The 25,901-nt window shown below is 66.2% G+C and carries 25 protein-coding genes; 18 read left to right on the top strand and 7 right to left on the bottom strand.

The window, feature by feature from the left end; all coding sequences use genetic code 11:
* Positions 1-151 precede the first annotated feature (151 nt).
* On the bottom strand, positions 152-376 hold the full coding sequence (locus ACJ7C5_RS18605; protein WP_005410613.1) for a YbdD/YjiX family protein: 225 nt from the start codon (positions 374-376) through the stop codon (positions 152-154).
* Positions 376-2,457: a carbon starvation CstA family protein gene (locus ACJ7C5_RS18610; RefSeq protein WP_093999738.1), complete on the bottom strand. Its 2,082-nt coding sequence runs from the start codon at positions 2,455-2,457 to the stop codon at positions 376-378. The genes ACJ7C5_RS18605 and ACJ7C5_RS18610 overlap by 1 nt, the downstream gene beginning before the upstream one ends.
* Before the next feature lie 215 nt (positions 2,458-2,672).
* Between ACJ7C5_RS18610 and ACJ7C5_RS18615 the strand changes: the two genes are divergently transcribed.
* Entirely contained in the window at positions 2,673-3,524 is an 852-nt protein-coding gene (locus ACJ7C5_RS18615; RefSeq protein WP_110713136.1) for a pirin family protein, read from the top strand.
* Positions 3,525-3,652: 128 nt separating this feature from the next.
* On the opposite strand, the gene ACJ7C5_RS18620 is transcribed toward ACJ7C5_RS18615, so the two are convergent.
* From ACJ7C5_RS18620 to ACJ7C5_RS18635, 4 genes are all read right to left on the bottom strand, one after another.
* On the bottom strand, positions 3,653-4,114 hold the full coding sequence (locus ACJ7C5_RS18620; protein ID WP_093999741.1) for a hypothetical protein: 462 nt from the start codon (positions 4,112-4,114) through the stop codon (positions 3,653-3,655).
* A 197-nt stretch (positions 4,115-4,311) separates the two neighbouring features.
* Positions 4,312-5,031: an aquaporin Z gene (gene aqpZ / locus ACJ7C5_RS18625; protein ID WP_412704746.1), complete on the bottom strand. Its 720-nt coding sequence runs from the start codon at positions 5,029-5,031 to the stop codon at positions 4,312-4,314.
* Between the two features lie 121 nt (positions 5,032-5,152).
* Positions 5,153-6,016, bottom strand: coding sequence for a pirin family protein (locus ACJ7C5_RS18630; protein WP_125432562.1), 864 nt, complete (start codon positions 6,014-6,016; stop codon positions 5,153-5,155).
* A gap of 713 nt (positions 6,017-6,729) precedes the next feature.
* On the bottom strand, positions 6,730-8,793 hold the full coding sequence (locus ACJ7C5_RS18635; protein WP_412704747.1) for a 3-hydroxyacyl-CoA dehydrogenase NAD-binding domain-containing protein: 2,064 nt from the start codon (positions 8,791-8,793) through the stop codon (positions 6,730-6,732).
* A 235-nt stretch (positions 8,794-9,028) separates the two neighbouring features.
* Here ACJ7C5_RS18635 and rpoE point away from each other — a divergent pair, with 235 nt between their 5' ends.
* The 10 genes from rpoE to ACJ7C5_RS18685 all read left to right on the top strand — a co-directional run bounded on the left by rpoE (position 9,029) and on the right by ACJ7C5_RS18685 (position 19,233).
* Positions 9,029-9,649 carry an RNA polymerase sigma factor RpoE gene (gene rpoE, locus ACJ7C5_RS18640; RefSeq protein WP_010482816.1) on the top strand — a complete coding sequence of 207 codons (621 nt, stop codon included), beginning with the start codon at positions 9,029-9,031 and terminating at the stop codon, positions 9,647-9,649.
* On the top strand, positions 9,646-10,527 hold the full coding sequence (locus ACJ7C5_RS18645) for a sigma-E factor negative regulatory protein (protein ID WP_412704748.1): 882 nt from the start codon (positions 9,646-9,648) through the stop codon (positions 10,525-10,527). Before rpoE ends, ACJ7C5_RS18645 begins: the two co-directional genes overlap by 4 nt.
* A 74-nt stretch (positions 10,528-10,601) precedes the next feature.
* Positions 10,602-12,137, top strand: coding sequence for a DegQ family serine endoprotease (locus tag ACJ7C5_RS18650; protein ID WP_412704749.1), 1,536 nt, complete (start codon positions 10,602-10,604; stop codon positions 12,135-12,137).
* Between the two features lie 165 nt (positions 12,138-12,302).
* Positions 12,303-14,111 carry a translation elongation factor 4 gene (lepA, locus tag ACJ7C5_RS18655; protein WP_093999746.1) on the top strand — a complete coding sequence of 603 codons (1,809 nt, stop codon included), beginning with the start codon at positions 12,303-12,305 and terminating at the stop codon, positions 14,109-14,111.
* Positions 14,112-14,165: 54 nt separating this feature from the next.
* Positions 14,166-14,960: a signal peptidase I gene (gene lepB, locus ACJ7C5_RS18660; RefSeq protein ID WP_014038087.1), complete on the top strand. Its 795-nt coding sequence runs from the start codon at positions 14,166-14,168 to the stop codon at positions 14,958-14,960.
* Positions 14,961-15,012: 52 nt separating this feature from the next.
* Positions 15,013-15,396, top strand: coding sequence for a DUF4845 domain-containing protein (locus tag ACJ7C5_RS18665; protein WP_088026762.1), 384 nt, complete (start codon positions 15,013-15,015; stop codon positions 15,394-15,396).
* A complete protein-coding gene (gene rnc, locus ACJ7C5_RS18670; protein ID WP_088026761.1) occupies positions 15,386-16,066 on the top strand; it encodes a ribonuclease III in 681 nt (226 codons plus the stop codon). Before ACJ7C5_RS18665 ends, rnc begins: the two co-directional genes overlap by 11 nt.
* Entirely contained in the window at positions 16,063-16,959 is an 897-nt protein-coding gene (era, locus tag ACJ7C5_RS18675) for a GTPase Era (RefSeq protein ID WP_006382863.1), read from the top strand. The genes rnc and era overlap by 4 nt, the downstream gene beginning before the upstream one ends.
* An 18-nt stretch (positions 16,960-16,977) precedes the next feature.
* On the top strand, positions 16,978-17,697 hold the full coding sequence (gene recO, locus ACJ7C5_RS18680; protein ID WP_093999748.1) for a DNA repair protein RecO: 720 nt from the start codon (positions 16,978-16,980) through the stop codon (positions 17,695-17,697).
* Positions 17,698-18,318: 621 nt separating this feature from the next.
* On the top strand, positions 18,319-19,233 hold the full coding sequence (locus tag ACJ7C5_RS18685; RefSeq protein WP_094002128.1) for an IS110 family RNA-guided transposase: 915 nt from the start codon (positions 18,319-18,321) through the stop codon (positions 19,231-19,233).
* Positions 19,234-19,458: 225 nt separating this feature from the next.
* Here the strand turns inward: ACJ7C5_RS18685 and ACJ7C5_RS18690 are convergent, their stop codons facing one another.
* Positions 19,459-20,187, bottom strand: a complete 729-nt coding sequence (locus ACJ7C5_RS18690; protein ID WP_046985822.1) for a response regulator — start codon at positions 20,185-20,187, stop codon at positions 19,459-19,461.
* Positions 20,188-20,315: 128 nt separating this feature from the next.
* Between ACJ7C5_RS18690 and rlmD the strand changes: the two genes are divergently transcribed.
* The 7 genes from rlmD (at position 20,316) to ACJ7C5_RS18725 (ending at position 25,827) form a co-directional block, all read left to right on the top strand.
* The gene (gene rlmD, locus ACJ7C5_RS18695; RefSeq protein ID WP_412704750.1) at positions 20,316-21,650 is read left to right on the top strand and encodes a 23S rRNA (uracil(1939)-C(5))-methyltransferase RlmD; all 1,335 of its coding nucleotides are present in this window, start codon (positions 20,316-20,318) and stop codon (positions 21,648-21,650) included.
* Between the two features lie 9 nt (positions 21,651-21,659).
* Positions 21,660-22,169, top strand: coding sequence for a CYTH domain-containing protein (locus ACJ7C5_RS18700; RefSeq protein WP_412704751.1), 510 nt, complete (start codon positions 21,660-21,662; stop codon positions 22,167-22,169).
* 114 nt (positions 22,170-22,283) lie between these two features.
* Entirely contained in the window at positions 22,284-22,979 is a 696-nt protein-coding gene (locus ACJ7C5_RS18705) for a DsbA family oxidoreductase (protein WP_012511804.1), read from the top strand.
* A gap of 162 nt (positions 22,980-23,141) precedes the next feature.
* Positions 23,142-24,149 carry a beta-N-acetylhexosaminidase gene (nagZ, locus tag ACJ7C5_RS18710; protein WP_097049382.1) on the top strand — a complete coding sequence of 336 codons (1,008 nt, stop codon included), beginning with the start codon at positions 23,142-23,144 and terminating at the stop codon, positions 24,147-24,149.
* On the top strand, positions 24,149-24,703 hold the full coding sequence (locus ACJ7C5_RS18715) for a hypoxanthine-guanine phosphoribosyltransferase (RefSeq protein WP_005410592.1): 555 nt from the start codon (positions 24,149-24,151) through the stop codon (positions 24,701-24,703). Before nagZ ends, ACJ7C5_RS18715 begins: the two co-directional genes overlap by 1 nt.
* An 82-nt stretch (positions 24,704-24,785) precedes the next feature.
* Positions 24,786-25,532 carry an S-methyl-5'-thioinosine phosphorylase gene (locus ACJ7C5_RS18720; RefSeq protein ID WP_088026754.1) on the top strand — a complete coding sequence of 249 codons (747 nt, stop codon included), beginning with the start codon at positions 24,786-24,788 and terminating at the stop codon, positions 25,530-25,532.
* A gap of 88 nt (positions 25,533-25,620) precedes the next feature.
* A complete protein-coding gene (locus ACJ7C5_RS18725) occupies positions 25,621-25,827 on the top strand; it encodes a cold-shock protein (protein WP_005410590.1) in 207 nt (68 codons plus the stop codon).
* Positions 25,828-25,901 lie beyond the last annotated feature (74 nt).

Raw genomic sequence — 25,901 nt, forward strand, 5'->3', positions numbered from 1 at the left:
TTCTTTCGCCACTACTTCCTGGGGGGGGGGTTCGTCCCCTTGCCCCTTACTCCCCCCCCCCCACCCCGGATTCAACTCGATGTCTGCCAGGTTTCATCCACGCATGGCGTGGATCTACTCAACGTCAATCGAGAGCTGTTGAACCCAACCCTCAACAGCAGCGTCCACCGTTGCGCCCACCGTAACGCGCTTCCTGGCGCTCGCGGAAGAACGTCTTGTAGTCCATCGGCTCCTGGTCCGGATGCTTTTCCAGCATGTGCCGGACGTAGTTGTCGTAATCAGGAATGCCACAGCACAGCCGTGCGGTCTGCACCAGGCGCCGCCAGATGCGGCGGTGCGCCTGGTACTGGCCGGCGGGAACCAGTTGCGTGCTCATCACAGATCCACCATTTCATGCGGCTTCAGTGCCACGTACGGGGTCTCGCGGTCGCTGCGCTGCGGGTTGCGGCGGGCCGCCAGGATGGTCTTGATCGAATACACCAGCACTGCGCCCACCACCAGCAGGAACAGCGCGGTCAGGCCGGTGTTGACGTAGGCGTTGACCACGATCTGCTTCATCTGCGCCACCGATTTGGCCGGTGCGGTGATCGTGTCGCTGGCGAGCGCGGCCTGGAACTTGTGTGCCTGTGCCAGGAAGCCCTGCGCTGGGTTGCTGTCGAAGATCTTGATGAAGCCGGCGTAGGTGGTGCAGATCAGCAGCCACACTGCCGGTACTGCGGTAACCCACGCATAGCGGTCACGCTTCATCTTGAACAGCACCACCGTGCCCAGCATCAGCGCGATACCGGCCAGCATCTGGTTGGAGATGCCGAACAACGGCCACAGCGTCTGGATACCACCGAACGGATCGACCACGCCGGTGTAGAGCAGGTAGCCCCACAGCGCCACGCAGCCGGCGGTACCGATGATGTTGGCGGTCCACGACTCGGTTTTCTTCAGGGCTGGCACGAAGTTGCCCAGCAGGTCCTGCAGCATGAAGCGCCCGGCGCGGGTGCCGGCGTCCACCGCGGTCAGGATGAACAACGCTTCGAACAGGATCGCGAAGTGGTACCAGAACGCCATCATCGCGTCGCTGCTGCTGGGAATGGCTTCGTGCAGGATCTGCGCGATGCCTACCGCCAGTGTCGGCGCGCCACCTGCACGATGCAGGATGGTCGGCTCGCCAATCGCCGCCGCGGTCGCGGTCAGCTGCTCGGGCGTGATGGTGAAGCCCCAGGTGTTGGTGATGTAGTGCGCCGCCGAGGCCGCATCGGCACCGATCACCGCCGCCGGGCTGTTCATTGCGAAGTAGATGCCCGGGTCGATGATCGATGCGGCCACCAGCGCCATCACCGCCACGAACGATTCCATCAGCATGCCGCCGTAGCCGATGTAGCGCATGTGCGCTTCATTGGCCAGCAGCTTCGGCGTGGTGCCGGAGGAAATCAGTGCATGGAAACCGGAGACCGCACCGCAGGCGATGGTGATGAACAGGAACGGGAACATGCCGCCCTTCCATACCGGGCCATCACCGCTGGCGGCGAACTGGGTCAGTGCCGGCATCTTCAGTTCCGGCATCACCACCAGGATGCCGATGGCCAGTGCGATGATGGTGCCGATCTTGAGGAAGGTCGACAGGTAATCGCGTGGCGCCAGCAGCAGCCACACCGGCAGCACCGAGGCGACGAAACCGTAGCCGATCAGCATCCAGGTGATCTGGGTGCCGGTGAAGGTGAACGCAGGGCCCCACACGGGGTCGGCGGCGACCTTGCCGCCGTACCAGATCGCGGCGAGCAGCAGGATCAGGCCAACCACCGAGATCTCGCCGATCTTGCCCGGGCGGATGTAGCGCATGTACACGCCCATCAGGATCGCGATGGGCATCGTCGCGATCACCGTGAACATGCCCCAGGGGCTTTCGGCCAGCGCTTTGACCACCACCATCGCCAGCACTGCCAGGATGATGATCATGATCAGGAACGCGCCGAACAACGCGATCGTTCCAGGCACCTGGCCCATCTCTTCTCTTACCAGGTCACCCAGCGAGCGGCCATTGCGGCGGCTGGACAGGAACAGGACCATGAAGTCCTGCACCGCGCCAGCCAGCACCACGCCCACCACCAGCCACAGCAGGCCGGGCAGGTAGCCCATCTGCGCGGCCAGGACCGGGCCGACCAGCGGGCCGGCGCCGGCGATGGCGGCGAAGTGGTGGCCGAACAGCACGTGCTTGTTGGTCGGTACGTAGTCCAGACCATCGTTGTTGATCACAGCCGGGGTGGCCCGGGTCGGATCGAGCTGCATCACCTTGTTGGCGATGAACAGGCTGTAGAAGCGATAGGCGACGAGGTACAGCGACACCGCCGCGACGACGATCCACAGGGCATTGATGTGTTCGCCGCGGCGCAGCGCCACGGTGCCCAGACAGAACGCGCCGAGCAGGGCGAGTACCGCCCAGCCCAGTTTGGAAAACCCTTTCATGAGGTGCTCTCTCCCGGAAAGACAGACAAAGAGTCCCGCGTGCCCTCGACAGGGTCAATTGGCACAGGACGAATCGGCGGTAGTACTTTGGTCGTACGCAGGGCGCGCTGACGTGCAGCGAACATCAGGGATGGAACAATCGGTTGCGGAGCCATCCATTGGCCTACGGTCGTGTGGCGTCCATCTTCAGTGGCATCCATCCAACAGGAGTCGCCATGAGCTTTCCCGAACCGGTCCGCGTACTGCGCACCATCCGTGGCATGCCCACCTCCGACGGTGCCGGCGTGCGCCTGACCCGCGTCATCGGCGGCCCGACGCTGCCGGACCTGGATCCGTTCCTGCTGCTTGATGAGTTCGGTACCGACCGTGCCGAAGACTACATCGCAGGCTTTCCCGAGCACCCGCACCGTGGTTTCGAGACCGTCACCTACATGCTCGACGGGCGCATGCGGCATCGCGACAACCATGGCAACGAAGGCCTGCTGACCCCGGGCAGCGTCCAGTGGATGACCGCTGGCCGTGGCCTGGTGCATTCGGAGATGCCCGAACAGGAAAGCGGGCAGATGCGCGGTTTCCAGCTGTGGGTGAACCTGCCGGCGAAGGAGAAGATGACCGAGCCGAAGTACCAGGAGTTCGCGCCCGAGCGCATTCCCGTGGTGCAGCCGGATGCCGGTGTGGAAGTGAAGGTAATTGCCGGCACGGTCGACGGCACCCACGGGCCGATCGTGCAGCCGGCCACCGATCCGCTCTACCTGGACATCACGCTGGCGCCGGATCGCGCGTGGACCTATGCGCTGCCGGAAGGGCACAACGCGTTTGCCTATGTGTTCGAAGGTGCGGTGACCGTAGGTGAGCAGGACGCTGCGCGTGACGTGGCGCGCCAGGAACTGGCGGTGCTGGGCGGCGGCGAACAGCTGCACCTTTCGGCCGGCAACGAAGGCGCGCGATTGATCCTGGTGGCTGGCCGTCCGTTGCGCGAGCCGGTGATGCGGCATGGTCCGTTCGTGATGAACACACGGCAGGAACTGATGCAGGCCTTCGTCGACTTCCAGGAAGGCAAGTTCTGAGGCGGTGCCGGCCGCTGGCCGGTAACTGCCTGCGGTCACGGCGGATCGAGGTGCCGGCCAGCGGCCGGCACTACCCTGTGATCGGGCCGCATTGCGGGGATGCTGCCAGGCAGGCATCCCCGTCATGGTCAGCGCCCGGCGGCCACGGCCGATGGCGTCAGGCTCATGCCCTGCGCCAACTGCTGCAGCGAGCCCAGTTCCTGCGGGCTGTCCGGATACAGCGAAATCTGCGCGTAACGCCCTTTGTCGAGCTTGACCACGCTGATCCGGCGTTCGGCATAGCCCGGAGGCTGCTGGCCACCGAGGTCTGGCTGGTACCAGTAGAGTGATTCACCGCCGAAGCTGCCCTTTTCCTGGCGCAGCGAGCGGTTCAACGGAATGGACGGGTCACGTGCACTGAGCATCAGGCTCAGTACTTCACGGCCATCCCCGGTACTGGCGCGACAGATCAGAAAGTCCGTCTGCACCAATTGCTGCCATTGCAGGCCACTGCTGGCCGGCAGCGAAGGACATTCGGTGGGAGCCTGTGCGGCGGCGGCCTGGGCCACGGCGAACAGCAGGCTCGACAACACTACAGGCGCGAACTTCATGCATCCCCCAAGGTGGTGTGTCGTTTGGCGCCGCCAGATGGACGGGCAGCGTTGGCATCCCATCCCCGGATGCCACCCCGACCGGCATGTGCACGGACGGTCAACTCAACCTTAACGGAACGTGAGTGATCGCACAAATTGCGGTTACAAGCGTAACCATTGCGGCCGAAGGTCGGCCGCAATGGTCCGCACAGGCCTCAGCGGTCGTTGCCGATCCACTTGTAGATGATGCCGCCGATCGCGCCGCCCAGAAGGGGGGCGACCCAGAACAGCCACAGCTGGCTGACCGCACCGATGCCGGCGAAGAACGCGACGGCGGTGGAGCGGGCCGGGTTCACCGAGGTGTTGGTGACCGGAATGCTGATCAGGTGGATCAGGGTCAGCGACAGGCCGATCGCCAGGGGCGCGAACCCGGCCGGTGCCTTGCCGTGGGTGGAGCCCATGATCACGATCAGGAACACCGCCGTCAGCACCACTTCGCACAGGAAGGCGGCCGCCACGCTGTAGCCGCCGGGAGACAGCGCGCCATAGCCATTGCTGGCGAACGCGCCGGCCTGGCTCCCATCGATGGCGAAGCCACTGGCGCCGGAGGCAATCTGCAGCAGGATGAAGCCGGCCAGCAGGCCGCCGGCGACCTGGGCGATGATGTACGGGATCAGGTCCTTGGTCGGGAAACGACCGCCGGCCCACAGGCCGACACTGACCGCCGGGTTGAAGTGCGCGCCGGAGATGTGGCCGAACGCATAGGCGCCGGTTACCACGGTCAGGCCGAAGGCCAGCGCCACGCCGAGGAAACCGATACCCAGCGGATTGCCGTCACCTCCGAACTTGGCGGCCAGCACCGCACTGCCACAGCCACCCAGAACCAGCCAGAACGTGCCGAGGAACTCGGCGGACAAGCGTTTACCCATGCTCATGTGTTGCACTCCTTTGACGGTCGAAAGTGTGATTTATGTCACATTTCAGTGATCAGCGGGTGACTGTAGCGTCAACGCCGGGTGCAGGGATACACCCTCGGATGTGTGCAACACGCGATGTTCAGTACTGCGGCAGCGGGATGAACTCCTTGTCGTCGCCCGGGATGGTGCCGAAGCGGCCGGCTTCCCAGTCGTGCTTGGCCTGCTCGATACGCTCCTTCGAGCTGGAGACGAAGTTCCACCACAGGTGACGTGGGCCATCCAGTGGCTCGCCGCCGAACAGCATCGCCTTCACCGGTGTCTTCGCACGCAGGCGACCTATCGCACCAGCTTCGGGGATCACGAGGTGCTGGGCGGGAATATCCACGCCATCCAGCTGTGCCTCACCTTCGAGGATGTACAACGCGCGCTCGCGGTGGCCATTGTCGATATCGATCTCCGCATCCGGGTCGAGATCGATCGCTACGTTGAGGGTGTCGGCGAACACCTTCACCGGCGATTCCTCGCCATAGGCGCGGCCGGCGATCACCCGCAGCCAGACACCCTTGCGGCGCTGCTCGGGCAGGGTGGCTGCGGCATGGTGGTAGAACGCCGGTTCGATTTCCTCATGCGATTTCGGCAGTGCCACCCAGGTCTGCATGCCGTGGATCGGGTTGTCATGGTCGCGGTCCGGTTGCGGCGTGCGCTCGGAATGGGCGATGCCGCGGCCGGCGGTCATCCAGTTGACGTCACCGGGGCGGATCACCTGGTCCGAACCCAGCGTGTCGCGGTGGCCGATGGCGCCTGACCACAGATAGGTGACCGTGGCCAGGCCGATATGCGGATGCGGGCGCACGTCGATGGCGGTGCCGGGATGCATGAGTGCCGGGCCCATCTGGTCGACGAACACGAACGAGCCGATGCTGCGCGCCTGCAGGGTGGGGACGGCGCGACGGACTTCGAGTCCGCCGATGTCGTGCACGCGCGGGGCGATGATGGTGGTCATGCGGGCGTTCTCGCTGGCAGGGATCAGGTGGGCAGCATCGCATGCAGCTGTGACGGGGACATGCCCCGTATGGGTAACAGGTTGTTCCAGCCAACGGCGCAGCCCCTCGTGGCTGGTTGCTTGGTCGTGTAAAGCAAAAGCCGCGCTTGGCCGGGGGGGGTGGGTTCGCGGGGGACGCCGTGAATCCGTCCCTGGAGGCTTGGCCGCGGCATCCATGCCGCGGACACCCCCGCGAACCCACCCCGCCCGGCCTCTGACGGTTTCCGTGTGCTGTCCAGCCACGGAGAAGAAAAAAAAATCAAAATCAAAATCAAACGCCGGGCGCTTCGCTCCTGGTGGCAACCAAGGTTGCCACCCACCAGTTCGCAGTAGTCATCAACCAGATTCGCAGTTCACCCACCGCTTCGCAGTAGTCATCAACCAGATTCGCAGTTCACCCACCGCTTCGCAGTAGTCATCAACCAGATTCGCAGTTCACCCACCGCCACCGGGAAACTGTCAGGGGTGGGGCGGTGTGGGTGGGCAGGACCGTTGGCGCCATGGATGGCGCCATCGAGCCCCCATGGACGGGTTTACGGCGTGTCCTGCCCACCTACACCGCCCCGCCCACCAAACAGAAAAGCCAGAGCCGGCTGTTGCTCCGGCTCTGGCTTTGGGCTTTGGCTTTGGCTGTTGATCCAGCGGGTGCCGGGCCGCAGGCCCGGCCGATCAACTCACACCACCGGTTCGCGCAGGGCGGGGTTGTCCCAGCCCGGGCGCGGGGCGAAACGGTCGCCGTGGCGCTGCTGCAGTGCCTTCAGCCGCTCGACGATCGCGTCGGCACCCACCGCACGGATGTGCTGGATCGGACCGCCGCGGAACGGTGCGAAACCGGTGCCGAAGATCACGCCGGCATCCAGCAGGTCCGCGTCGGCCACCACGCCTTCGTGCAGGCAGGCCACTGCCTCGTTCAACAGCGGCAGGATCAGGCGGTCCTCCAGATCGGCCGGGGCCTGGTAATCGCTGGCCACGTCCGGCTTCTTCGGCTTGCCGTTTTCCCAGGTGTAGATGCCCTGCCCATCCTTCTTGCCACGCTTGTCCGGTTCCACCGTCTGCAGCGCGGCCGGAATCTGCAGGCCCAGGAACGGCGCCAGTTCGCGGCCGACGCCGGCGGCCACGTCCAGGCCCACGGTGTCGATCAGTTCGATCGGGCCCATCGGCATGCCGAACTTCACTGCGGCCTTGTCGATCACCGGGCCTGGAATGCCCTCGGCATACGCGGTGGCGGCTTCCAGCATGTACGGGAACAGCACGCGGTTGACCAGGAAGCCCGGGCTGCCGGCCACCGGTACCGGGAACTTGCCCAGCGCCTTGCAGAACGCGGCCAGGCGACGCTCGGTTTCCGGCGCCATGCCGTCGTGATGGATGATCTCCACCAGCGGCATCTGCGCGACCGGGTTGAAGTAGTGCAGGCCGGCGAACTGTGCCGGACGCTGGATGTGGTCACGCAGTTCAACCAACGGAATCGACGAAGTGTTGGTGGTCAGCAGCGCATCCAGCTTCATCTTCGGCTCGAGCGTCTGGTACAGCGCACGCTTGGCCTCGGGGTTCTCGATGATCGCCTCGATCACCAGGTCGGCCTCGCCCACGCCGTTGCCTTCCAGGTCGGCACGCAGGCGCGCGGCCACGGCAGGGCGCTTGCTCTCGTCACGCACCTTCTTGGCGAACAGCGCCTGCGCGCGTTCCATGGCCGGGTCGATGAAGCGCTGCTCACGGTCCTGCAGGGTCACGTCGAAGCCCTTGTAGGCGGCCCACGCGGCGATGTCGCCGCCCATCACGCCGGCGCCGACCACGTGCACGTGGCGGATGCCGGAATCACCACCGCCGAGGCCCTTCAGGCGCTCGGTCAGGAAGAAGATGCGGATTAGGTTGCGTGCGGTCGGTGTACTGGCCAGCTTCACCACCGCGCGACGTTCGGCATCCAGGCGCGCCTGGATCGGCTTGCCGCCGCTGCGCTGCCAGGTGCTGATCAGCGCGTAGGGCGCCGGGTACTGGTCCTTCTTGGCCTTGCGCGCGACCTGCTTGACCATCTGCGGTGCCAGCAGCGTGCGGGCCAGCCAGGTGTTGGTGGCCCAGGCCGTCGCGCGCTGCTTGAACGGGCGGGTGGTGCCGGACAAGGCCAGCGCCACCGCGGTATCGAGCACCACCGCCGGTGCCACCACCTTGTCGACCAGGCCGATGCCACGCGCGGCCGAGGCCGACAGGGTGCGGCCGGTCAGCATCATGTCCATCGCCGCCGGTGCGCCGACCAGCTGCGGCAGACGCGCGCTGCCGCCCCACCCCGGGAAGATGCCCAGCTGGGTCTCCGGCAGGCCGATGCGGGTGCTGCTGTCATTGGACGCCACGCGGTAGCGGCAGGCCAGCGCCAGCTCGGTGCCGCCGCCCAGGCAGTGGCCGTGGATGGCCGCCACGGTCGGGCAGGGCAGCTCGGCCAGCTTCTGGTAAGTGGCCTGGCCGCGACGGATGGCGTCGTTGACGGTGCCGCGGCGGTCGAACTCCTGGAACTCCTTCAGGTCCGCACCGGCAATGAAGCCGGCCTTCTTCAGCGACTGGATCACCACGCCCTTGGGCGGGTCCAGCGCGATGCGCTCAAGCAGGTCGCCCAGTTCCAGCAGTACGTCCTGCGACATGGCGTTGACGCTGCTGTCCTGACGATCCAGGGAGAGAACCACCACGCCGTCGTCGCGGATCTCGGGGTGCCAGTGGCTGAAGCGGAGACCATCGAAGCCTGAGAGCATGGACGTTCCATCCGGTTGTGTATGGAGAAGCGGCTATGATCCAGAGGTTGTTTCCCCCGCGTCAAATCCCAATAGCAGGGGAGTGGCGACCCCGGATCCATGGCCGTGGACCGGAACGCTAACGGAACGGTGGTTAAAAGCTGGTGCGGCGCCAGGTGATCGGCGACTGAACTTTTCCCGGGATTGGCAGTCTCATTGCCCGACGTCGGTTGGGCTGACAGGAGTGCGGCCCCTCATGGCCGATGTTGATACACCTCAGGAGCTGGATCTGGAACTGGTCCGGCGCGTGCAGCACGGCGAGAGCGCCGCGTTCGATGTCCTGGTGCGCAAGTACCAGCATCGCGTGGTGGCCCTGGTCGGTCGCTACATCGCCGACTGGAGCGAATGTCAGGACGTCGCCCAGGACACTTTCATCCGTGCCTACCGCGCGATCGGAAGTTTCCGTGGCGATGCCCAGTTCTCAACCTGGTTGCATCGAATCGCCGTGAATACCGCCAAAAACTACCTGGCTTCACACAATCGCCGACCGCCGACCGATGACATCGACATCGGTGACGCCGAACAGTTCGACAGCGGGACGCGCCTGCGCGACACCGACACGCCCGAACGCGAGTTGATGCGCCAGGAACTGGAACAGACGGTGATGAAGGCCGTCAACGCGCTGCCGGAAGAGCTCCGGTTGGCGATCACCCTGCGCGAGGTGGAAGGCCTGAGTTACGAGGATATCGCGCAGAAAATGGGGTGCCCGATCGGCACCGTGCGTTCACGGATCTTCCGGGCGCGCGAGGCGATCGACACCGAACTCCGGCCGCTGTTGGACATCGGCAGCGCCACCCGTGAGAAGAGCCGCGTATGACCAGTAATCCGTTCAACGAATCGCAGAACCACCACTCGCCCGCCGGGCAGCGCCTGGACCAGCGCCACCGCGAACAGCTGTCGGCCCTGGTCGATGGCGAGCTGGGTGCCGATGAGGCACGCTTCCTGCTGCGTCGCATGGAACACGATCCCGAACTGGCGGGTTGCCAGGAACGTTGGCAGCTGCTGGGCGATGTGATGCGCGGGCAGGCCTCGGCGTTGGCACCGGCCGGATTCAGTGCTGCCGTGGCTGCCGCCATCGCGGCCGAACCCGCGCCACAGGCCGAGCCGCGCCGCAAGGTGCGCCGTACGGGCTGGCGAGCGTGGGGCGGTGGTGCCGCACTGGCCGCTTCGGTGGCGGCGGTGGCCTTGTTCATGGGCGGCGAGAAGCTGCAGGAAGCCACGCCAGGCGAGCCGTTGGCACCGCAGGTGATCGCCAGCCAGGCCGAACTGGCGCCGGCACCGGCCACCCCGGCGCCCGTCACCGAAGCGTCGGTGGATACCGCGGCAATGGCCGTGGCAGCGGCGCCAGCGGTGGCAATGGCCGCTGCAGGCCGCCGCCAGGACACCCGCCGTGCCAGCGCGACGCGCAGCCAGCAGGCCGCGCGCGCCGCCCAGCGTGACGATGTGCCGCAGCGGGCCGTGGCCTCCGCGCAGGCGCCGTTGACCCCGATCGTGCCGGCCAATGCCAGCCGCAACCTGCCGTTCGGTGAGGTCGGTGGCCTGCAGGCGCGACCGTGGCCGCGCTCCAGCCTGACGCCCGCTGCCGGCAGCGCGCTCAATGCCAGCTTCCCGGCCCATGCCGGGGGCGCCGCGTTCTACCCGTTCGAGCCGCGCCTGCAGGATGACCTGCCGGTGCCGCCGCGCCCGCGCGACTGAGCCGGGCGCTTTCACGCCCCGCCGTCGGCGGGGCCCGTATTCCTCTTTCCATCCGATCCGGAGGTTGCCGTCCGATGACTCCCCGACTCCGCACGCAGGCCATGGGCCTGCTGGCCCTGACCCTGCCGTTGATGGCCTGCGCGCAGGCCCCGGCCCCGGCCGCCCAGACCCAGGCCGCGCCGGCCGCCGCGCCACGGGCGCCGGCCCAGCCGCTGGTCAGTGGGCTGCCCGACTTCACCAATCTGGTCGAACAGGTCGGGCCGGGCGTGGTCAACGTCGACACCACCATCGTCCGCAACAACCGCCAGGCCTCGCGGGGCCCGATGGGCGGCGACGATGACATGCCGGAGTTCTTCCGCCGCTTCTTCGGCCCGGATTTCCCGATGCCGGGGCAGGGTCCGGGTGGGCAGGATGGCGGTCCCAGCATCAAGGGCCGTGGCATGGGCTCGGGCTTCATCATCTCGCCCGATGGCTACGTGCTGACCAACTACCACGTGGTGGCCGATGCCAGCGAGGTGAAGGTCAAGCTGGGCGACAGCCGCGAGTTCAAGGCCAAGGTGGTGGGCAGCGACCAGCAATACGACGTAGCCCTGCTGAAGATCGAAGGCAAGAACCTGCCGACCGTGCGCGTGGGCGATTCCAACACGCTGAAGCCCGGCCAGTGGGTCGTCGCGATCGGCTCGCCGTTCGGCCTCGATCATTCGGTCACCGCCGGCATCGTCAGCGCATTGGGCCGCAGCACCGGTGGTGCAGACCAGCGCTATGTGCCGTTCATCCAGACTGACGTGGCGATCAACCAGGGCAACTCCGGCGGCCCGCTGCTGAACACCCGTGGCGAAGTGGTCGGCATCAACTCGCAGATCTTCTCCGCCTCCGGCGGCTACATGGGCATCAGCTTCGCGATCCCGATCGACCTGGCGATGAGCGCGGTCGAGCAGATCAAGAAGAGCGGCAAGGTCACCCGTGGCCAGCTCGGCGCGGTGGTTGAACCGATCGATTCACTGAAGGCACAAGGCCTGGGGCTGCCGGACAGCCGTGGCGCGCTGGTCAACCAGATCGTACCCGGCAGTGCGGCAGAGAAGGCCGGTGTGCAGATCGGCGATGTGGTGCGTTCGGTCAATGGCAGCCCGGTCAACAGCTGGTCCGACCTGCCGCCGCTGATCGGCGCGATGGCGCCGGGCAGCCGGGTCACCCTGGGTGTGATCCGCGACGGCAAGCCGCGTGACCTCAGCGCCACGCTGACCGCATTGAGCGAAGACGGCCAGGGCAATACCCGCGCGGCGGCTACGGCCAAGCCCGATGCGGCGCCGCAGGCCGGCGCCAATGCCCTGCTGGGCCTGGACGTCAGCGACCTGACCGCACCGCAGCGCAAGCAGTTCGGCCTGGACGGCAACGAGGGCGTGCGCATCACCGGGGTCAAGGGCCAGGCGGCGCGTGATGCCGGCCTGTCTCCGGGCATGGTGATCCTGCAGGTCGGCCGCACTCCGGTCGGCAGCGTGGATGGCCTGAACCGGGCGCTGTCCAGTTACAAGAAGGACGACGTAGTGATGCTGCTGGTGCGTACCGGCAATGGCAACAGCGCGTTCGTGGCGGTGAAGGCCGGCCAGTAAGGCCTGCCCAAGCCGTTCCGGCGGCCCCGTCAATCCCCCCGAAGCCCCGCCCCGGCGGGGCTTCGGCCATTCCGGGCCCGGGCCGATCAGGCCGTTTTCGCGGCGGGGCGCCGGGCGTGCGATAATCGACCGTTACCCTGACGACGCCGCGCGCCGCCGCCACCTATGTCTTCTGATTCGATGCGGAACATCCGCAACTTCTCCATCATCGCCCATGTCGACCACGGCAAGTCCACGCTGGCCGACCGCATCATCCAGCTCTGTGGTGGCCTGCAGGCCCGCGAGATGGAAGCGCAGGTGCTCGACTCCAACCCGATCGAGCGCGAGCGTGGCATCACGATCAAGGCGCAGTCGGTGTCGCTGCCGTACCTGGCCAAGGACGGGCAGACCTACCACCTGAACTTCATCGACACCCCCGGCCACGTCGACTTCTCCTATGAAGTCAGCCGCTCGCTGGCCGCCTGCGAAGGCGCGCTGCTGGTGGTCGATGCGGCCCAGGGCGTGGAAGCGCAGTCGGTGGCCAACTGCTACACCGCCGTGGAACAGGGCCTGGAAGTGGTGCCGGTGATCAACAAGATCGACCTGCCCACCGCCGACATCGAGCGCGCCAAGGCCGAGATCGAGGCCGTGATCGGCATCGACGCCTCCGACGCCGTGCCGGTCAGTGCCAAGACCGGCCTGAACGTGCAGGACGTGCTGGAAGCGATCGTGCATCGCATCCCGCCGCCGAAGCCGCGCGACACCGACAAGCTGCAGGCGCTGATCATCGACTCCTGGTTCGACAACTACCTGGGCGTGGTCTCGCTGGTGCGCGTGATGCAGGGCGAGATCAAGGCCGGTGACAAGCTGCAGGTGATGTCCACCGGCCGCAACCACCAGGTCGACAACGTCGGCGTGTTCACCCCGAAGCGCAAGGTGCTGCCGGCGCTGCGTGCAGGTGAAGTGGGCTGGGTCACCGCCAGCATCAAGGACGTGCACGGTGCGCCGGTCGGCGACACCCTGACCCTGGCCGGCGACCCGGCACCGAAGCCGCTGCCGGGCTTCCAGGAAATGCAGCCGCGCGTGTTCGCCGGCCTGTTCCCGGTCGATGCCGAGGACTACCCGGACCTGCGCGAAGCGCTTGACAAGCTGCGCCTGAACGATGCGGCGCTGCGTTTCGAGCCGGAAAGCTCCGAGGCGATGGGCTTCGGCTTCCGCTGCGGCTTCCTCGGCATGCTGCACATGGAAATCGTGCAGGAGCGCCTGGAACGCGAATACAACCTGGACCTGATCAGCACCGCGCCGACGGTGGTGTATGAAGTCCTGAAGACCGATGGCTCGATCATCAACATGGACAACCCGGCCAAGCTGCCGGCGGTGAACCAGGTCGAGGAGATCCGTGAGCCGATCATCCGTGCCAACGTGCTCACCCCCGAGGAGTACATCGGCAACATCATCAAGCTGTGCGAAGAAAAGCGCGGCAGCCAGATCGGCATCAACTACCTGGGCAGCCAGGTGCAGATCAGCTATGAACTGCCGATGGCCGAAGTGGTGCTGGACTTCTTCGACAAGCTGAAGTCGGTCAGCCGTGGCTATGCCTCGCTGGACTACCACTTCGTGCGCTTCGACGCGGGTCCGTTCGTGCGCGTGGACGTGCTGATCAACGGCGACAAGGTCGATGCGCTGTCGCTGATCGTGCACCGCAGCCATGCCGACCGTCGCGGCCGCGAGCTGTGCGAGAAGATGAAGGACCTGATCCCGCGCCAGATGTTCGACGTGGCCATCCAGGCCGCTGTCGGCTCGCAGATCATCGCCCGTACCACGGTCAAGGCCATGCGCAAGAACGTGCTGGCCAAATGCTATGGTGGCGACGTTTCGCGCAAGAAGAAGCTTCTGGAAAAGCAGAAGGAAGGCAAGAAGCGCATGAAGCAGGTCGGCCGCGTGGAGATCCCGCAGGAAGCGTTCCTGGCCGTGCTGCAGATGGACAACAAGTAAGCCCGCACCGGCCCTGCGGGGCCGGTCGTCTGGTGACGTTGCAAAGGACCCTGAATGAAACTGTTTGAGATCCTCCTGGTCGTGCTGACCCTGGCCTCGGGCCTGATCCTGCTCGCGGACAAGCTGTACCTCGCCAAGCGTCGCGCCCAGCGCGCGGGCCTGCTCGATTCCGAGCCGGTGCTGGTGGATTACTCGCGTGCGTTCTTCCCGGTGCTGGCGATCGTACTGATCGTGCGCAGTTTCATCGCCGAGCCGTACAAGATTCCGTCCAGCTCGATGATGCCGAACCTGCTGATCGGCGATTTCATCCTGGTCAACAAGTTCTCCTACGGCCTGCGCCTGCCGATCAGCAACACCAAGATCGTGCCGTTCGGCGAGCCGTCGCGTGGTGATGTGGTGGTGTTCCACTTCCCCGGCCACAGCGACAACGACCCGGCCAAGGGCGAGAACTTCATCAAGCGCGTGATCGGCGTGCCGGGTGACACCGTGGTCTTCGAAGGCGACGGCGTGATCCTCAATGGCGAACCGCTGAAGTACGACAACAAGGGCATCTACGCCGGCCACAAGGGCCAGGGCGAGGGCGCCAACCTGCTGGTCGAGCACCTGCCGGGCCGTACCCACACCGTGCTGGAGACCGACTATCCGCGTGGCCAGGGCCAGTGGACCGTGCCGGCCGGCAAGTACCTGGTGATGGGCGACAACCGTGACAACAGCGACGATGGCCGTTTCTGGGGCCTGCTGCCGGAAGAGAACCTGCGCGGCAAGGCCTTCCTGATCTGGCTGAACTGCCAGGGCTGGTTCTGCAAGGATGGCTTCGAGCCGTCGCGGATCGGCTCGAGCATCAACTGATCGGGCATCAACTGAGTATTTTCACATCCAACGCGTATCTGGGGAGAACGCAATGAAGACGATGAACACGCAGCGTGGCATGACCCTGACGTCGTTCCTGACGGTCCTGATCGTGGTCGGTTTCTTCCTCTACATCGGCATGAAGCTGTTCCCGATGTACCAGGAGTACTACGCCGTGCGCTCGGCGATGAAGAGCCTGGCCAACGAGCCGGGCGTGGGGAGCATGGAGCCGTCGCGGATCCAGGACCTGTTCTTCAAGCGCCTGTACATCAACTACTCGGACAATGTGAAGCCGGCCAACGTGAAGTTCGATCGTCGCGACAATGGCTGGACCCTCAAGGTCAACTACGAAGTGCGTCGCCCGCTGATCGGCAACCTCGATGTGGTTGGCAAATTCGATTCTTCCCAGGACCTGACACGAAGCGGTGCCCAGTAAATTCATCCAACGTGGCGACCTGATCGGTCATCCCTTCCGCGATCCGGCCCTGCTCAAGCAGGCGCTGACGCATCGCAGTGCCGGTGCGCCACACAACGAGCGCCTGGAGTTCCTCGGCGACAGCATCGTCAACATGATGGCGGCCGAGGCGTTGTACCGACGCTGGCCCAAGGCTGACGAAGGCGCGATGACCCGTGCCCGTGCCGAGCTGGTGCGTGAAGGCGCGCTGGCGGTGATCGGGCGCACCCTGGAACTGGGCGAGCGGCTGACCCTGGGCCCGGGCGAAATGAAGTCCGGCGGTCATCGTCGCGACTCGATCCTGGCCGACGCGGTGGAAGCCGTGGTGGCCGCGATCTATCTGGACGCCGGCTTCGAGGCCTGCCGGGCGGTGGTGCTGCCCTGGTTCAGCGCTTCGATCGAGGCACTGCCGGCCTCCGGCCGGCCCGAGAAGGACCCCAAGACCCGCCTGCAGGAATGGCTGCAGGCCCGACAGAAGGCGTTGCCGCAGTATGAACTGGTGTCAGAATCCGGTGACGACCATGCCAAACACTTCCGGGTACGCTGCATCGTAGCCGACCCGGCCGCCAGCACCGAGGGCGAAGGCGCCTCGCGGCGGCTTGCCGAACAACAGGCGGCTGCGGCCGTCCTAGAACAACTGGATTCCAAGTGAGCGAACAAACTCCCCATCATTGCGGCAGCGTGGCCGTCATCGGCCGCCCGAACGTGGGCAAGTCGACCCTGACCAATGCCCTGGTCGGCGCCAAGGTCAGCATCGTTTCCAACCGCCCGCAGACCACGCGCCATCGCCTGCTGGGCATCGCCACTTATCCGGAAGGCCAGCTGGTGCTGGTCGACACCCCCGGCCTGCACAAGGTGCAGAAGCGGGCGATGAACCGGGTGATGAACCGCGCCGCGCGCGGCTCGCTGGAAGGCGTCGATGCCGGCCTGCTGGTGATCGAAGCCGGTCGCTGGGACGAAGAGGACAGCCTGGCCTTCAATGTTCTGCGCGACGCCGGTATCCCGGTGGTGCTGGTGGTCAACAAGATCGACCGGCTGAAGGACAAGGGCGCGCTGCTGCCGTTCCTGCAGGAAGTCACGGCCGGCCGCGATTTCTCGTCCGTGCATCCGATCTCGGCGCAGAAGCGCAACGGCCTGGAAGCACTGGTACGCGACGTGCTGGCACTGTTGCCGGAAGCGCCGCCGATGTTCGGCGAAGACGAGATCACCGACCGCAGCCAGCGTTTCCTGGCCGGCGAACTGGTGCGTGAGCAGCTGATGCGCCAGTTGGGCGAAGAGCTGCCGTATGCCACCACCGTGGAAATCGAACGCTTCACCGAAGATGGCAACCTGCTGCGCATCGGTGCGGTGATCTGGGTCGAGCGCGAGGGCCAGAAGGCCATCGTGATCGGCAAGGGTGGTACCCGCCTGAAGGAGATCGGGGCCAAGTCCCGCCTGCAGATGGAGCGTCTGTTCGGGGCCAAGGTGTTCCTGGAGACCTGGGTGCGCGTGCGTGAAGGCTGGTCTGACGACGAGGCCGCGCTGAAGGCCTTCGGCTACGAATAAGCCGCGACGGTCGCTTCGATGCTGATCGAGGACGACACCGGCTTCGTGCTGCATGCACGGGCCTATCGCGAGACCAGCCTGCTGGTCGAAGTGTTGAGCGCGCAGCATGGCCGCATTGGCCTGCTCGCGCGTGGCGTGTCCACTGCCAAGGGCCAGGTGCTGCGCGCGGCCCTGCAGCCGCTGCAGTGGATCCGCTTCAGTGCCCTGCAGCGTGGCGAACTGGCCCAGCTGCGCGGCGCGGAAGCGCTGGACGCGGCCCCACGCCTGGTCGGCCAGGCGATGCTGGCTGGCTTCTACCTGAGTGAACTGACCCTGCGCCTGGCCCCGCGCCAGGACCCGCTGCCGGAGTTGTACCTGGCCTACGGCGAGGCACGTGCGCGGCTGGCCGTGGGCGCCGGCCTGGCCTGGACCCTGCGTCGCTTCGAACGCGAGCTGCTGTCCGCGCTGGGCCTGGGTTTCGAGCTGGACAGCGCCAGCGACGGCCAGCCGATCGACCCGGCCGCGCGCTACGAACTGGATCCGCAGGAAGGCGCGCAGCGCCTGCTGAGCGAGCGTGGTGGGGAACGCCGGGCGGCGGCCACTGGCTCGGCGCTGCTGGCGCTGGCAGCGGACGAAGAGCCCGATGCGGCCGACCTGGCCAGCCTGCGCCTGCCGATGCGGCGGGTGCTGGCCCATCACCTCGGGCCGCGCGGCCTGAAATCCTGGGAAATGCTCGAGCAGCTCGCGCCCCGGCGTTGAGGGGTGTTCGGCAGGGCTTGCAGCCCTGCACCTGCCGAGGCCAAGGCACGAGCAACAGCAACAGCAACAGCAACAGCAACAGCGTGCATTCCGTGGGTAGGCGGGGTGGGTCCGATTGAGGGGGGGCGCTGCAAGTACGTCCATGTAAGCTCGGTCGCCGCATCCATGCGGCTCACGCCCCCTCAACCGGACCCACCCCGCCTTGGACAGATTCCCGCGATCTGTCGGAATGGCATGGGGTCAGATCCGTTTTCCTTCGGAAAACGGATCTGACCCCCAGTTTGAATTTCGATATCTGACAGAGACTCATCCACGCATGGCGTGGATCTACCAGGTCGCGGAAATCTGTCAGAGGCGGGGCGGGGCGGTGTCGGAGCGCGGGGTGTCAGCCGCATGGATGCGGCTGCCAAGCCTTATCTGATCGGAATCTGGCAGCGTAGGTGCCGAGAGCCGTCGTGGGCCGCCGTGTAAGCCTGGATCTCGACGATCGCCATGTAGCTTGGCGCCCACGCCGGAATCTCCCTTGATCCGCCCGAACAGTTGCTGGAGCTGACACTCGCAGTGATAAGACTGGGCAAGCGGGGGAGCTCTCGACCCTTCCAGACTATACGGAGTCCGGTGATGAACGGGATCGGTGTTGATGTCAGCAAGCGCCAACTGGATGTCGGCACGACGGACGGAGAGATCCTGCAGGTCAGCAATAGCGCTTCGGGTTTTGCTGAATTGGATCTCTGGCTGAGGAAACATCCGGCGAGCCAGATCGTGCTGGAAGCCACAGGTGGCTACGAGCGGCCGGTGCTGGATTTTCTGCACGTAGCGGGCCATCCGGTGGTCCGCGCCAATGCCCTGCGGGCCCGTAGGCTGGCCCAGGGGTTGGGTCAGCTGGCCAAGACCGACCGGTTGGATGCCTATGCATTGGCGCAGATGGCGGCCCTGGTCAAACTGCCCGCCTACCAACCGCTGGAGCCTTGGCAGCAGAAAATGCGGGAATTCGTACGGGCACGTCGACAGACGATGGAAGCCCTGACCGTAGCGCGACAGCAGCAGGAGATGGTGACCGATCGCGAGTTGCGCCGACTGCTGCAAGCCAACATCAGTCGCCTGCAGGGGATAGTTGGGCGCCTGGGAAAGCAGATTGCCGAGCAGGTTGCCCAGCAGCCTCAACTGGCTGTCCTGAAGTCGATGAAGGGCGTTGGCCCGGGCTTGCAGGCGGTACTGGCCAGCTATCTGCCAGAGCTTGGCAGGATCAGCGGCAAGCGCATCGCCAGCTTGGTCGGGGTGGCCCCGATGTCCCACGACAGCGGAACCATGCGTGGCAAACGAAGCATCCATGGCGGCAGGGCCGAGATCCGTCAGGTGCTTTACATGGCCAGTATGTCGGCCATGCGGCATGAACCTCGACTGCGCGACTTCTACCAGTCGCTGCGAGCCCGAGGCAAGGAAGGAAAAGTAGCCATCGTGGCGGTAATGCGGAAGATGCTGGTGATTCTCAACGCCCGGGTGCGCGACGCCCAAGGTGGATCGATCCCCGCCTGAAGCCAGCCCCGTGCGCGCTGCAAGAGGCTGCCGGCCAGCGGCCGGCACTACCGTGCGCGACTGTCGGAGGGGCCGAGGCCCCTCTCTCAACACAGTTGCTACACGGATGTACTTGCGGCGTCCCCGCGCTCCGACACCGCCCCGCCATCCCACGGGATGCCCGCTTTTGACGTTGAATTTGACGTCAGCTTCGGCAGTGCAGGGCGCAGCCCTGCCGAACACCCCTCAATGCAGCAGGGCAGCCACCGCGTCGCGGAACCCCGCTTGGGCCTGCCCGGACTCCGGCGCATGATGCAACTGGCGCACCGCACGGGCCAAGCGTGCCGCGCCCACGAAGCCACAGCTCGCCTGCAGCCGATGCAACTGGCTGCGCAGCTGGCGCTCGTCATGCTGGTCCACCGCCTGCTCGACCGCGTCACGTACGCCCGGCAGCTCGGCCAGGAACAGCTCGCGCAGGGCGATCAGGTGGTTGCGCTGACCATTGAGCGCGGCCAGTGCCGCAGTCTCGTCCCAGTCCTGGACCTGCAGTTCGACCGCCGCCGGCACCTGTGCCATGACGATCCCGGCCGGGCTGTTGACCAGTGCGCGGCGTACCGCTTTCAGGAGCTGGTCGCGGCCGAGGGGTTTGACCAGGGTGTCGCTGAAGCCGGCCTCGCGCAGGCGCGCATGGATCGAGGTATCGCCGTCGGCGGTATGCGCCAACGCCGGGGTATCGGGATGTGAACGGCGCAGTTCACGCAGCAGCTGCGCGCCGTTGCCGTCAGGCAGGTTGACGTCGATCAGCCACAGGTCATGCGCGCCGGGTTCGGCGCTCGCCAGCGCACTGGCCAGTGAATCTGCGGTGTCCACGTCCGCCGGTAACGTTTCCAACGCCGCTTTGAAAAAACCGCGGCTGATGATGTCGTCCTCGACAAGCAGGAAGCGGGGCCGGCTGGCCCGCGGGGTCATCTGCATCAGGGCTGCCTCCATGTCAGCTGGCCACAATCATCAAGCACGGCGGCGGCGGGCGCAAGCGGGTCCGGACCCTGCCGGTCAGGATCTGCGACAATACGCCCCCATTTTTGCCCGCAGCCTGTTGCCACGTGGCCCGATCCCGCTCCCGCATCGACCGTACCCCGTTCCAGACCGAGATCCTCGACCTCAGCCATGATGGTCGCGGCGTCGCCCGCCGTGAAGGCGAGGGCGGCAAGGTCACCTTCGTCAGCGGCGCCCTGCCGGGCGAGCTGGTCATGGCCGAACAGACCGCCCGCAGCCGCCATTTCGACGAAGCGCGAACGGTGGAAGTGCTGAAGGCCTCGCCGCAGCGCGTCACCCCGAAGTGCCCGCACTTCGGCACCTGCGCCGGCTGCGTGCTGCAGCACCTGGACGAAGACCAGCAGATCGTCGCCAAACAGCGCGTGCTGATGGACAACCTGGAGCGCATCGGCCACGTGAAGCCGGGAACCGTGCTGGCGCCGCTGGTCGGCGAGAGCTGGGGCTACCGGCGCAAGGGCCGCTTCTCGGTGCGCCGGGTCGAAAAGAAGGACAAGACCCTGGTCGGTTTCCGTGAACAGGACCCGCGATTCGTGGCCGATCTCAGCCAGTGCCTGACCGTGATTCCGGAAATCGGCACCAAGGTCGAGGCGTTGTCGACCTTCATCGAGTCGCTCGATGGCAAGCGCGACATCCCGCAGATCGAATTCATCGCCGGTGACCAGGCCGTGGTCCTGACCGTGCGCCACCTGCAGCCGCTCAGCGACGCTGATCGTGCGGCCTGGGCCGCCTTCGGCCAGCAGCATGGCTTCGTGATCTACCTGCAGTCCGGTGGCGTGGACACCGTGCAGCCGCTGGACGGGCAGGGCGTACCGCTGTCGTTCCGTCTGGCGCCGTGGGATGTCGAACTGGCGTTCCGCCCGCTGGACTTCATCCAGGTCAATGCCAAGCTCAACGAGAAGATGATCGCCCACGCCCTGGACCTGCTGGAACCGGGTGAGGACGAGCGCGTGCTGGACCTCTTCTGCGGCCTGGGCAACTTCACCTTGCCGCTGGCGCGCCGCGTGCGCGAAGTGGTCGGTGTGGAAGGTGATGCTGGCCTCGTCGCGCGTGCCCGTGAGAATGCCGAGCGCAATGGCCTGGCCAACGCGCAGTTCTTCAGCGCCGACCTGACCCAGGACCAGCGCAGCACCCCGTGGATGCGCCAGGGCTTCGACAAGCTGCTGCTGGACCCGCCGCGCTCGGGCGCGATCGAAGTGCTGCAGCAGCTGCCGCTGAAGCAGTTCAAGCGCATCGTCTATGTCAGCTGCCACCCGGGTTCGCTGGCCCGCGATGCCGGCTATCTGGTCAACGAACAGGGCTTCACCCTGGTCAGCGCCGGTGCCATGGACATGTTCCCGCACACCGCACACGTGGAAAGCATCGCGGTGTTCGAGAAGCGCTGATCGGCTGTCATGCCCTTCGCGCATAATGGCGCGATGGGCATCGAAATCGAACGCAAATTCCTCGTCAGCAGTGATCGCTGGCGCACCGCCGCGCATCGGGTGATTCCGATGGCGCAGGGCTATATCAACGATATGGGCGCGCTCGACCGCGGCACCCAGAACGCCTCGGTGCGCGTGCGCATCGAGGGCGACCACGCCGCGCTGAACCTGAAGTCGCGCACCATCGGCCACACCCGGCAGGAATTCGATTACCCGATTCCGGTGGAGGACGCGCGCGCGCTGCTGGCGTTGTGCGTGGGTGGCCTGATCGACAAGCGCCGCCATCTGGTCGAACACGCCGGCCTGACCTGGGAAGTGGACGAGTTCCTCGGCGACAACGCCGGCCTGGTCGTGGCCGAGGTCGAGCTGGACAGTGCCGACCAGGTCATCGACCTGCCGGACTGGGTGGGCGCTGAAGTCACCGATGATGCCCGCTACTACAACGTTGCCTTGGCCAGCCACCCGTATTCAGGGTGGTGAAACCGCCAAAAAGGGGACGGAGGGGATTAAGTCGTCTTTACCCCACCTGTGCTGAAAACGACTTAATCCCCTCCGTCCCCTTTTATCGAGGGGGGCGGCCCCCATGTCGGGGGGATGAGAATCGACATCTACTCCGACGTGGTCTGCCCCTGGTGCTGGATTGGCAAGCATCGTTTCCAGCAGGGTGTGCAGTTGCTGGGCGCGGACGCGCCTGAACTCGACATCCATTGGCAGCCGTTCCAGCTGGATCCGGACGCGGACGCCACCCCGGTGCCGCTGCGCGAGGCCTACGTGCGCAAGTTCGGCGGCGTCGAGCGCACCGAGCAGATTCTCGGCCAGACCCAGACCACTGCGCGTGCAGAAGGCTTGCCGATGGACTTCGGCCAGGGCCAGGTGCGGGTGACCACGCTGCCGGCGCACCGGGTGCTGTGGCTGGCCGGCCAGCACGGCGTGCAGGATGCGGTCGGCGAAGCGCTGTTCCGCGCCCACTTCGAGCATGGCCAGAACCTGGCGGACCCCTCGGTGCTGATCAAGGCCGGTGTGGCAGGCGGCCTCGACGCGGGTGAAATCGCGCAGATGCTGGCCTCCGACCGCGGCCTGGCCGAGGTCGAAGCCAAGCTGGCGCAGGCCCATGCGCTGGGCATTTCCTCGGTGCCGACCTTCGTCATCGATGGAAAGTGGGCCATTTCCGGGGCCCAGCCCCCAGAGGCCTTCGCCAACGCCCTGCGACAGATCGCGGCCGAACAGGGCGCCCCGGCAGCTTCGGCTGACGGCGACGAGGCCTGCGGCCCGGACGGCTGCAAGGTCTGAGCAGATCGGGGTCAGAGCCCCCGCGGGGATCCGACCCCGGGGTCAGATCCCCGCAGCGTCTCTGACCCCACGCTTCCCTTTTGCCTTGACCACTGCGCCTGTCGGCCGGTTCTGCGACAATGCGGCACTGCGCCATGCGGGCGCGTGTTGTGGAGATCGACCATGCTGCTGATCGGCGTTGCCGGCACTGAACTGACCGCCCAGGAACGTGACTGGCTGCAGCACGATGCCGTGGCCGGGGTGGTGCTGTTCAAGCGCAACTTCGCCTCGCGCCAGCAGGTGACCGATCTGAGCGCGGCGATCCGCGCTGCCGCGCCGCGCCCGCAGCTGATCTGCGTGGACCAGGAAGGCGGCCGAGTGCAGCGTTTCCGCGAAGGCTACAGCGAGCTGCCGCCGCTGCAGGACATTGGCGCGCTGTACGCCACCGATCCGCAGCAGGCCCTGGCCCTGGCCGAGCAGCATGCCTGGCTGATGGCCAGCGAAGTGCGCGCCAGCGGCCTGGACCTTAGCTTCGCCCCGGTGGTCGACCTGGGCCGTGGCAACCGCGCTATCGGCAACCGCGCCTTCAGTGAAGATCCGCAGGTGGTGGCTGCGTTCACTGCCGCCTATGTGCGCGGCATGCATGCGGTCGGCATGGCCGCCACGCTCAAGCATTTCCCCGGCCACGGCACGGTGCTGGAAGACACCCATGTGGATACCGCGATCGATCCGCGCGCGCTGGACGAGCTGCGCACGCAGGACCTGGTGCCGTTCCAGGCAGGCATCGCCGCCGGTGCCGACGCGGTGATGATGGCGCACGTGATCTACCCGCAGATTGCGCCTGAACCGGCCGGCTATTCGCCGCGCTGGATCCAGGACATCCTGCGCGGCGAGCTCGGCTTCCGCGGCGTGGTGTTCTCCGATGACATCGGCATGGCCGCCTCGCACAGTGCCGGTGGCGTGCCGGCACGCGTGCACGCGCACCTGGATGCCGGCTGCGACGTGGTGCTGGTCTGCCACCCGGAACTGGTCGATGAAGCCCTGCACGCGGTGCAGGGCCGTTCCCTCAATACTGCTGCGCTGCTGGGCCTGCTCGGCCGCGGCGCGCTTGGCTGGGACGGCCTGCTGGCCGATGCCCGCCATGGCGACACCCAATCCCGTCTGCTTGAAACCCTTGGAAGAACCGTCTGATGCCCAACCTCACCATTTCCCAGGCCCTGGCCCAGGCTGACCTGCTGGTCGACCGCCCCACCATCGACAAGGCCATCGCTGGTATCGCCGACGCCATCGCGCGCGATTACAAGGGCGAGGTGCCGCTGTTCCTGTCCATCATGCACGGTGCGCTGCCGTTCGCCGGCCAGCTGGCGCTGGAACTGGGCGCGCGCGGCCAGGACGTGCAGTTCGATTACCTGCACGCCACCCGCTACCGCGGTGAAACCACCGGCGGCGACCTGGTCTGGAAGCACAAGCCGGCCACGTCGCTGTTCGGCCGCCGCGTGCTGCTGGTCGACGACATTCTGGACGAGGGCTACACCCTGCAGGGCGTGCGCACCTGGTGCCTGGAACAGGGCGCGACCGACGTGCGTATCGCCGCGATGACGGTGAAGAAGCACGACCGCGCGCTGCCGGACGTCACTGCCGACTACGCCGGCATCGAACTGCCGGACCGTTACGTGTTCGGCTTCGGCATGGACGTCAACGAAACCCTGCGCTGCGTGCCGGCCATCTACGCGATGAAGGAATAACGGCGCAGCCGCCCGCGGCGCGTCTTCTTCTGCCGCCGGCATCCTCGGGTGCCGGCGTTCGTCTTTTCATGGAGTGCTTCGAATGCAACAGATCGCCCTGGCCGTGATCGGCGGTACCGGTGTCTACAACCTGGCCAAGCTTGACGACGTGCAGACCCACGAGATCGACACCCGCTTTGGCCGTCCGTCCGGCCCGGTGCGCGTCGGTACGCTGCTCGGCCACCGCGTGGCGTTCCTGGCGCGCCATGGCGAGGGGCATTCGCTGCCGCCGCACAAGATCAACTACCGCGCCAACCTGGCCGCGCTGCAGCAGCTGGGCGCGCAGCGCGTGCTGGCGTTGAACACGGTCGGTGGCATCACCGAACACTTTGGTCCGCGCGTGCTGGCCTGCCCGGACCAGATCATCGACTACACCTGGGGCCGCATCAGCACGATCTGTGAAGAAGAAGGCACCGACGTGGTCCACGTCGATTTCGGCCATCCGTACACGCCGATGCTGCGCAGCAAGATCCTGGCTGCGGCCAAAGTGACCGGCGTCACGGTCCATGACGGTGGCTGCTACGGCGCAACGCAGGGGCCGCGCCTGGAAACCATCGCTGAAATCGCCCGCATGCGCCGCGACGGCTGCGACCTGGTGGGCATGACCGGCATGCCGGAAGCCGCGCTGGCACGTGAGCTGGGGCTGGATTACGCCTGCCTGGCGATCATCGCCAACTGGGCTGCCGGGTGTGGTGATGGCGAGGAGATTACGATGGCCGAAGTGCTGGCCAACGTGCAGGCGGCCGGCAACGGACTTCCGGAACTGGTGGGCGAATTGGCACGGGGGTGATTGTCTTCCCCGAGCAAGCTTTGCATACTCAGCTTGTGCGCGGGTTCAGCGTACACCACCCATTCATTGCATAAGGTCTCGCATCACCATGCCGAACGGTACCGTCAAGTGGTTCAACGACGCCAAGGGATTTGGCTTCATCTCGCCGGAGGATGGCAGCGCCGACGTGTTCGCGCACTTCTCCGCCATCAACTCCAAGGGCTTCCGCAGCCTGCAGGAAGGCCAGCGTGTCACCTATGACGTGACCCAGGGCCCGAAGGGTGCCCAGGCTTCGAACATCACGCCGGCCGAGTGATCCACTCGACAGTGCGTTGAAAACCCCGCTTCGGCGGGGTTTTTTTTTGCGCAGTAGATCCACGCCATGCGTGG

This window comes from Nocardiopsis yanglingensis (assembly GCF_045809185.1).
Classification (GTDB): Bacteria; Pseudomonadota; Gammaproteobacteria; order Xanthomonadales; family Xanthomonadaceae; genus Stenotrophomonas; species Stenotrophomonas yanglingensis.

Bases quoted from the DNA above. Each gene is read 5' to 3' on its own strand.
- ACJ7C5_RS18605 (WP_005410613.1), bottom strand. From the start codon at position 376: ATGAGCACGCAACTGGTTCCCGCCGGCCAGTACCAGGCGCACCGCCGC.
- ACJ7C5_RS18610 (WP_093999738.1), bottom strand. From the start codon at position 2,457: ATGAAAGGGTTTTCCAAACTGGGCTGGGCGGTACTCGCCCTGCTCGGC.
- ACJ7C5_RS18615 (WP_110713136.1), top strand. From the start codon at position 2,673: ATGAGCTTTCCCGAACCGGTCCGCGTACTGCGCACCATCCGTGGCATG.
- ACJ7C5_RS18620 (WP_093999741.1), bottom strand. From the start codon at position 4,114: ATGAAGTTCGCGCCTGTAGTGTTGTCGAGCCTGCTGTTCGCCGTGGCC.
- aqpZ (WP_412704746.1), bottom strand. From the start codon at position 5,031: ATGAGCATGGGTAAACGCTTGTCCGCCGAGTTCCTCGGCACGTTCTGG.
- ACJ7C5_RS18630 (WP_125432562.1), bottom strand. From the start codon at position 6,016: ATGACCACCATCATCGCCCCGCGCGTGCACGACATCGGCGGACTCGAA.
- ACJ7C5_RS18635 (WP_412704747.1), bottom strand. From the start codon at position 8,793: ATGCTCTCAGGCTTCGATGGTCTCCGCTTCAGCCACTGGCACCCCGAG.
- rpoE (WP_010482816.1), top strand. From the start codon at position 9,029: ATGGCCGATGTTGATACACCTCAGGAGCTGGATCTGGAACTGGTCCGG.
- ACJ7C5_RS18645 (WP_412704748.1), top strand. From the start codon at position 9,646: ATGACCAGTAATCCGTTCAACGAATCGCAGAACCACCACTCGCCCGCC.
- ACJ7C5_RS18650 (WP_412704749.1), top strand. From the start codon at position 10,602: ATGACTCCCCGACTCCGCACGCAGGCCATGGGCCTGCTGGCCCTGACC.
- lepA (WP_093999746.1), top strand. From the start codon at position 12,303: ATGTCTTCTGATTCGATGCGGAACATCCGCAACTTCTCCATCATCGCC.
- lepB (WP_014038087.1), top strand. From the start codon at position 14,166: ATGAAACTGTTTGAGATCCTCCTGGTCGTGCTGACCCTGGCCTCGGGC.
- ACJ7C5_RS18665 (WP_088026762.1), top strand. From the start codon at position 15,013: ATGAAGACGATGAACACGCAGCGTGGCATGACCCTGACGTCGTTCCTG.
- recO (WP_093999748.1), top strand. From the start codon at position 16,978: ATGCTGATCGAGGACGACACCGGCTTCGTGCTGCATGCACGGGCCTAT.
- ACJ7C5_RS18685 (WP_094002128.1), top strand. From the start codon at position 18,319: ATGAACGGGATCGGTGTTGATGTCAGCAAGCGCCAACTGGATGTCGGC.
- ACJ7C5_RS18690 (WP_046985822.1), bottom strand. From the start codon at position 20,187: ATGCAGATGACCCCGCGGGCCAGCCGGCCCCGCTTCCTGCTTGTCGAG.
- ACJ7C5_RS18700 (WP_412704751.1), top strand. From the start codon at position 21,660: ATGCCCTTCGCGCATAATGGCGCGATGGGCATCGAAATCGAACGCAAA.
- ACJ7C5_RS18705 (WP_012511804.1), top strand. From the start codon at position 22,284: ATGAGAATCGACATCTACTCCGACGTGGTCTGCCCCTGGTGCTGGATT.
- nagZ (WP_097049382.1), top strand. From the start codon at position 23,142: ATGCTGCTGATCGGCGTTGCCGGCACTGAACTGACCGCCCAGGAACGT.
- ACJ7C5_RS18715 (WP_005410592.1), top strand. From the start codon at position 24,149: ATGCCCAACCTCACCATTTCCCAGGCCCTGGCCCAGGCTGACCTGCTG.
- ACJ7C5_RS18720 (WP_088026754.1), top strand. From the start codon at position 24,786: ATGCAACAGATCGCCCTGGCCGTGATCGGCGGTACCGGTGTCTACAAC.
- ACJ7C5_RS18725 (WP_005410590.1), top strand. From the start codon at position 25,621: ATGCCGAACGGTACCGTCAAGTGGTTCAACGACGCCAAGGGATTTGGC.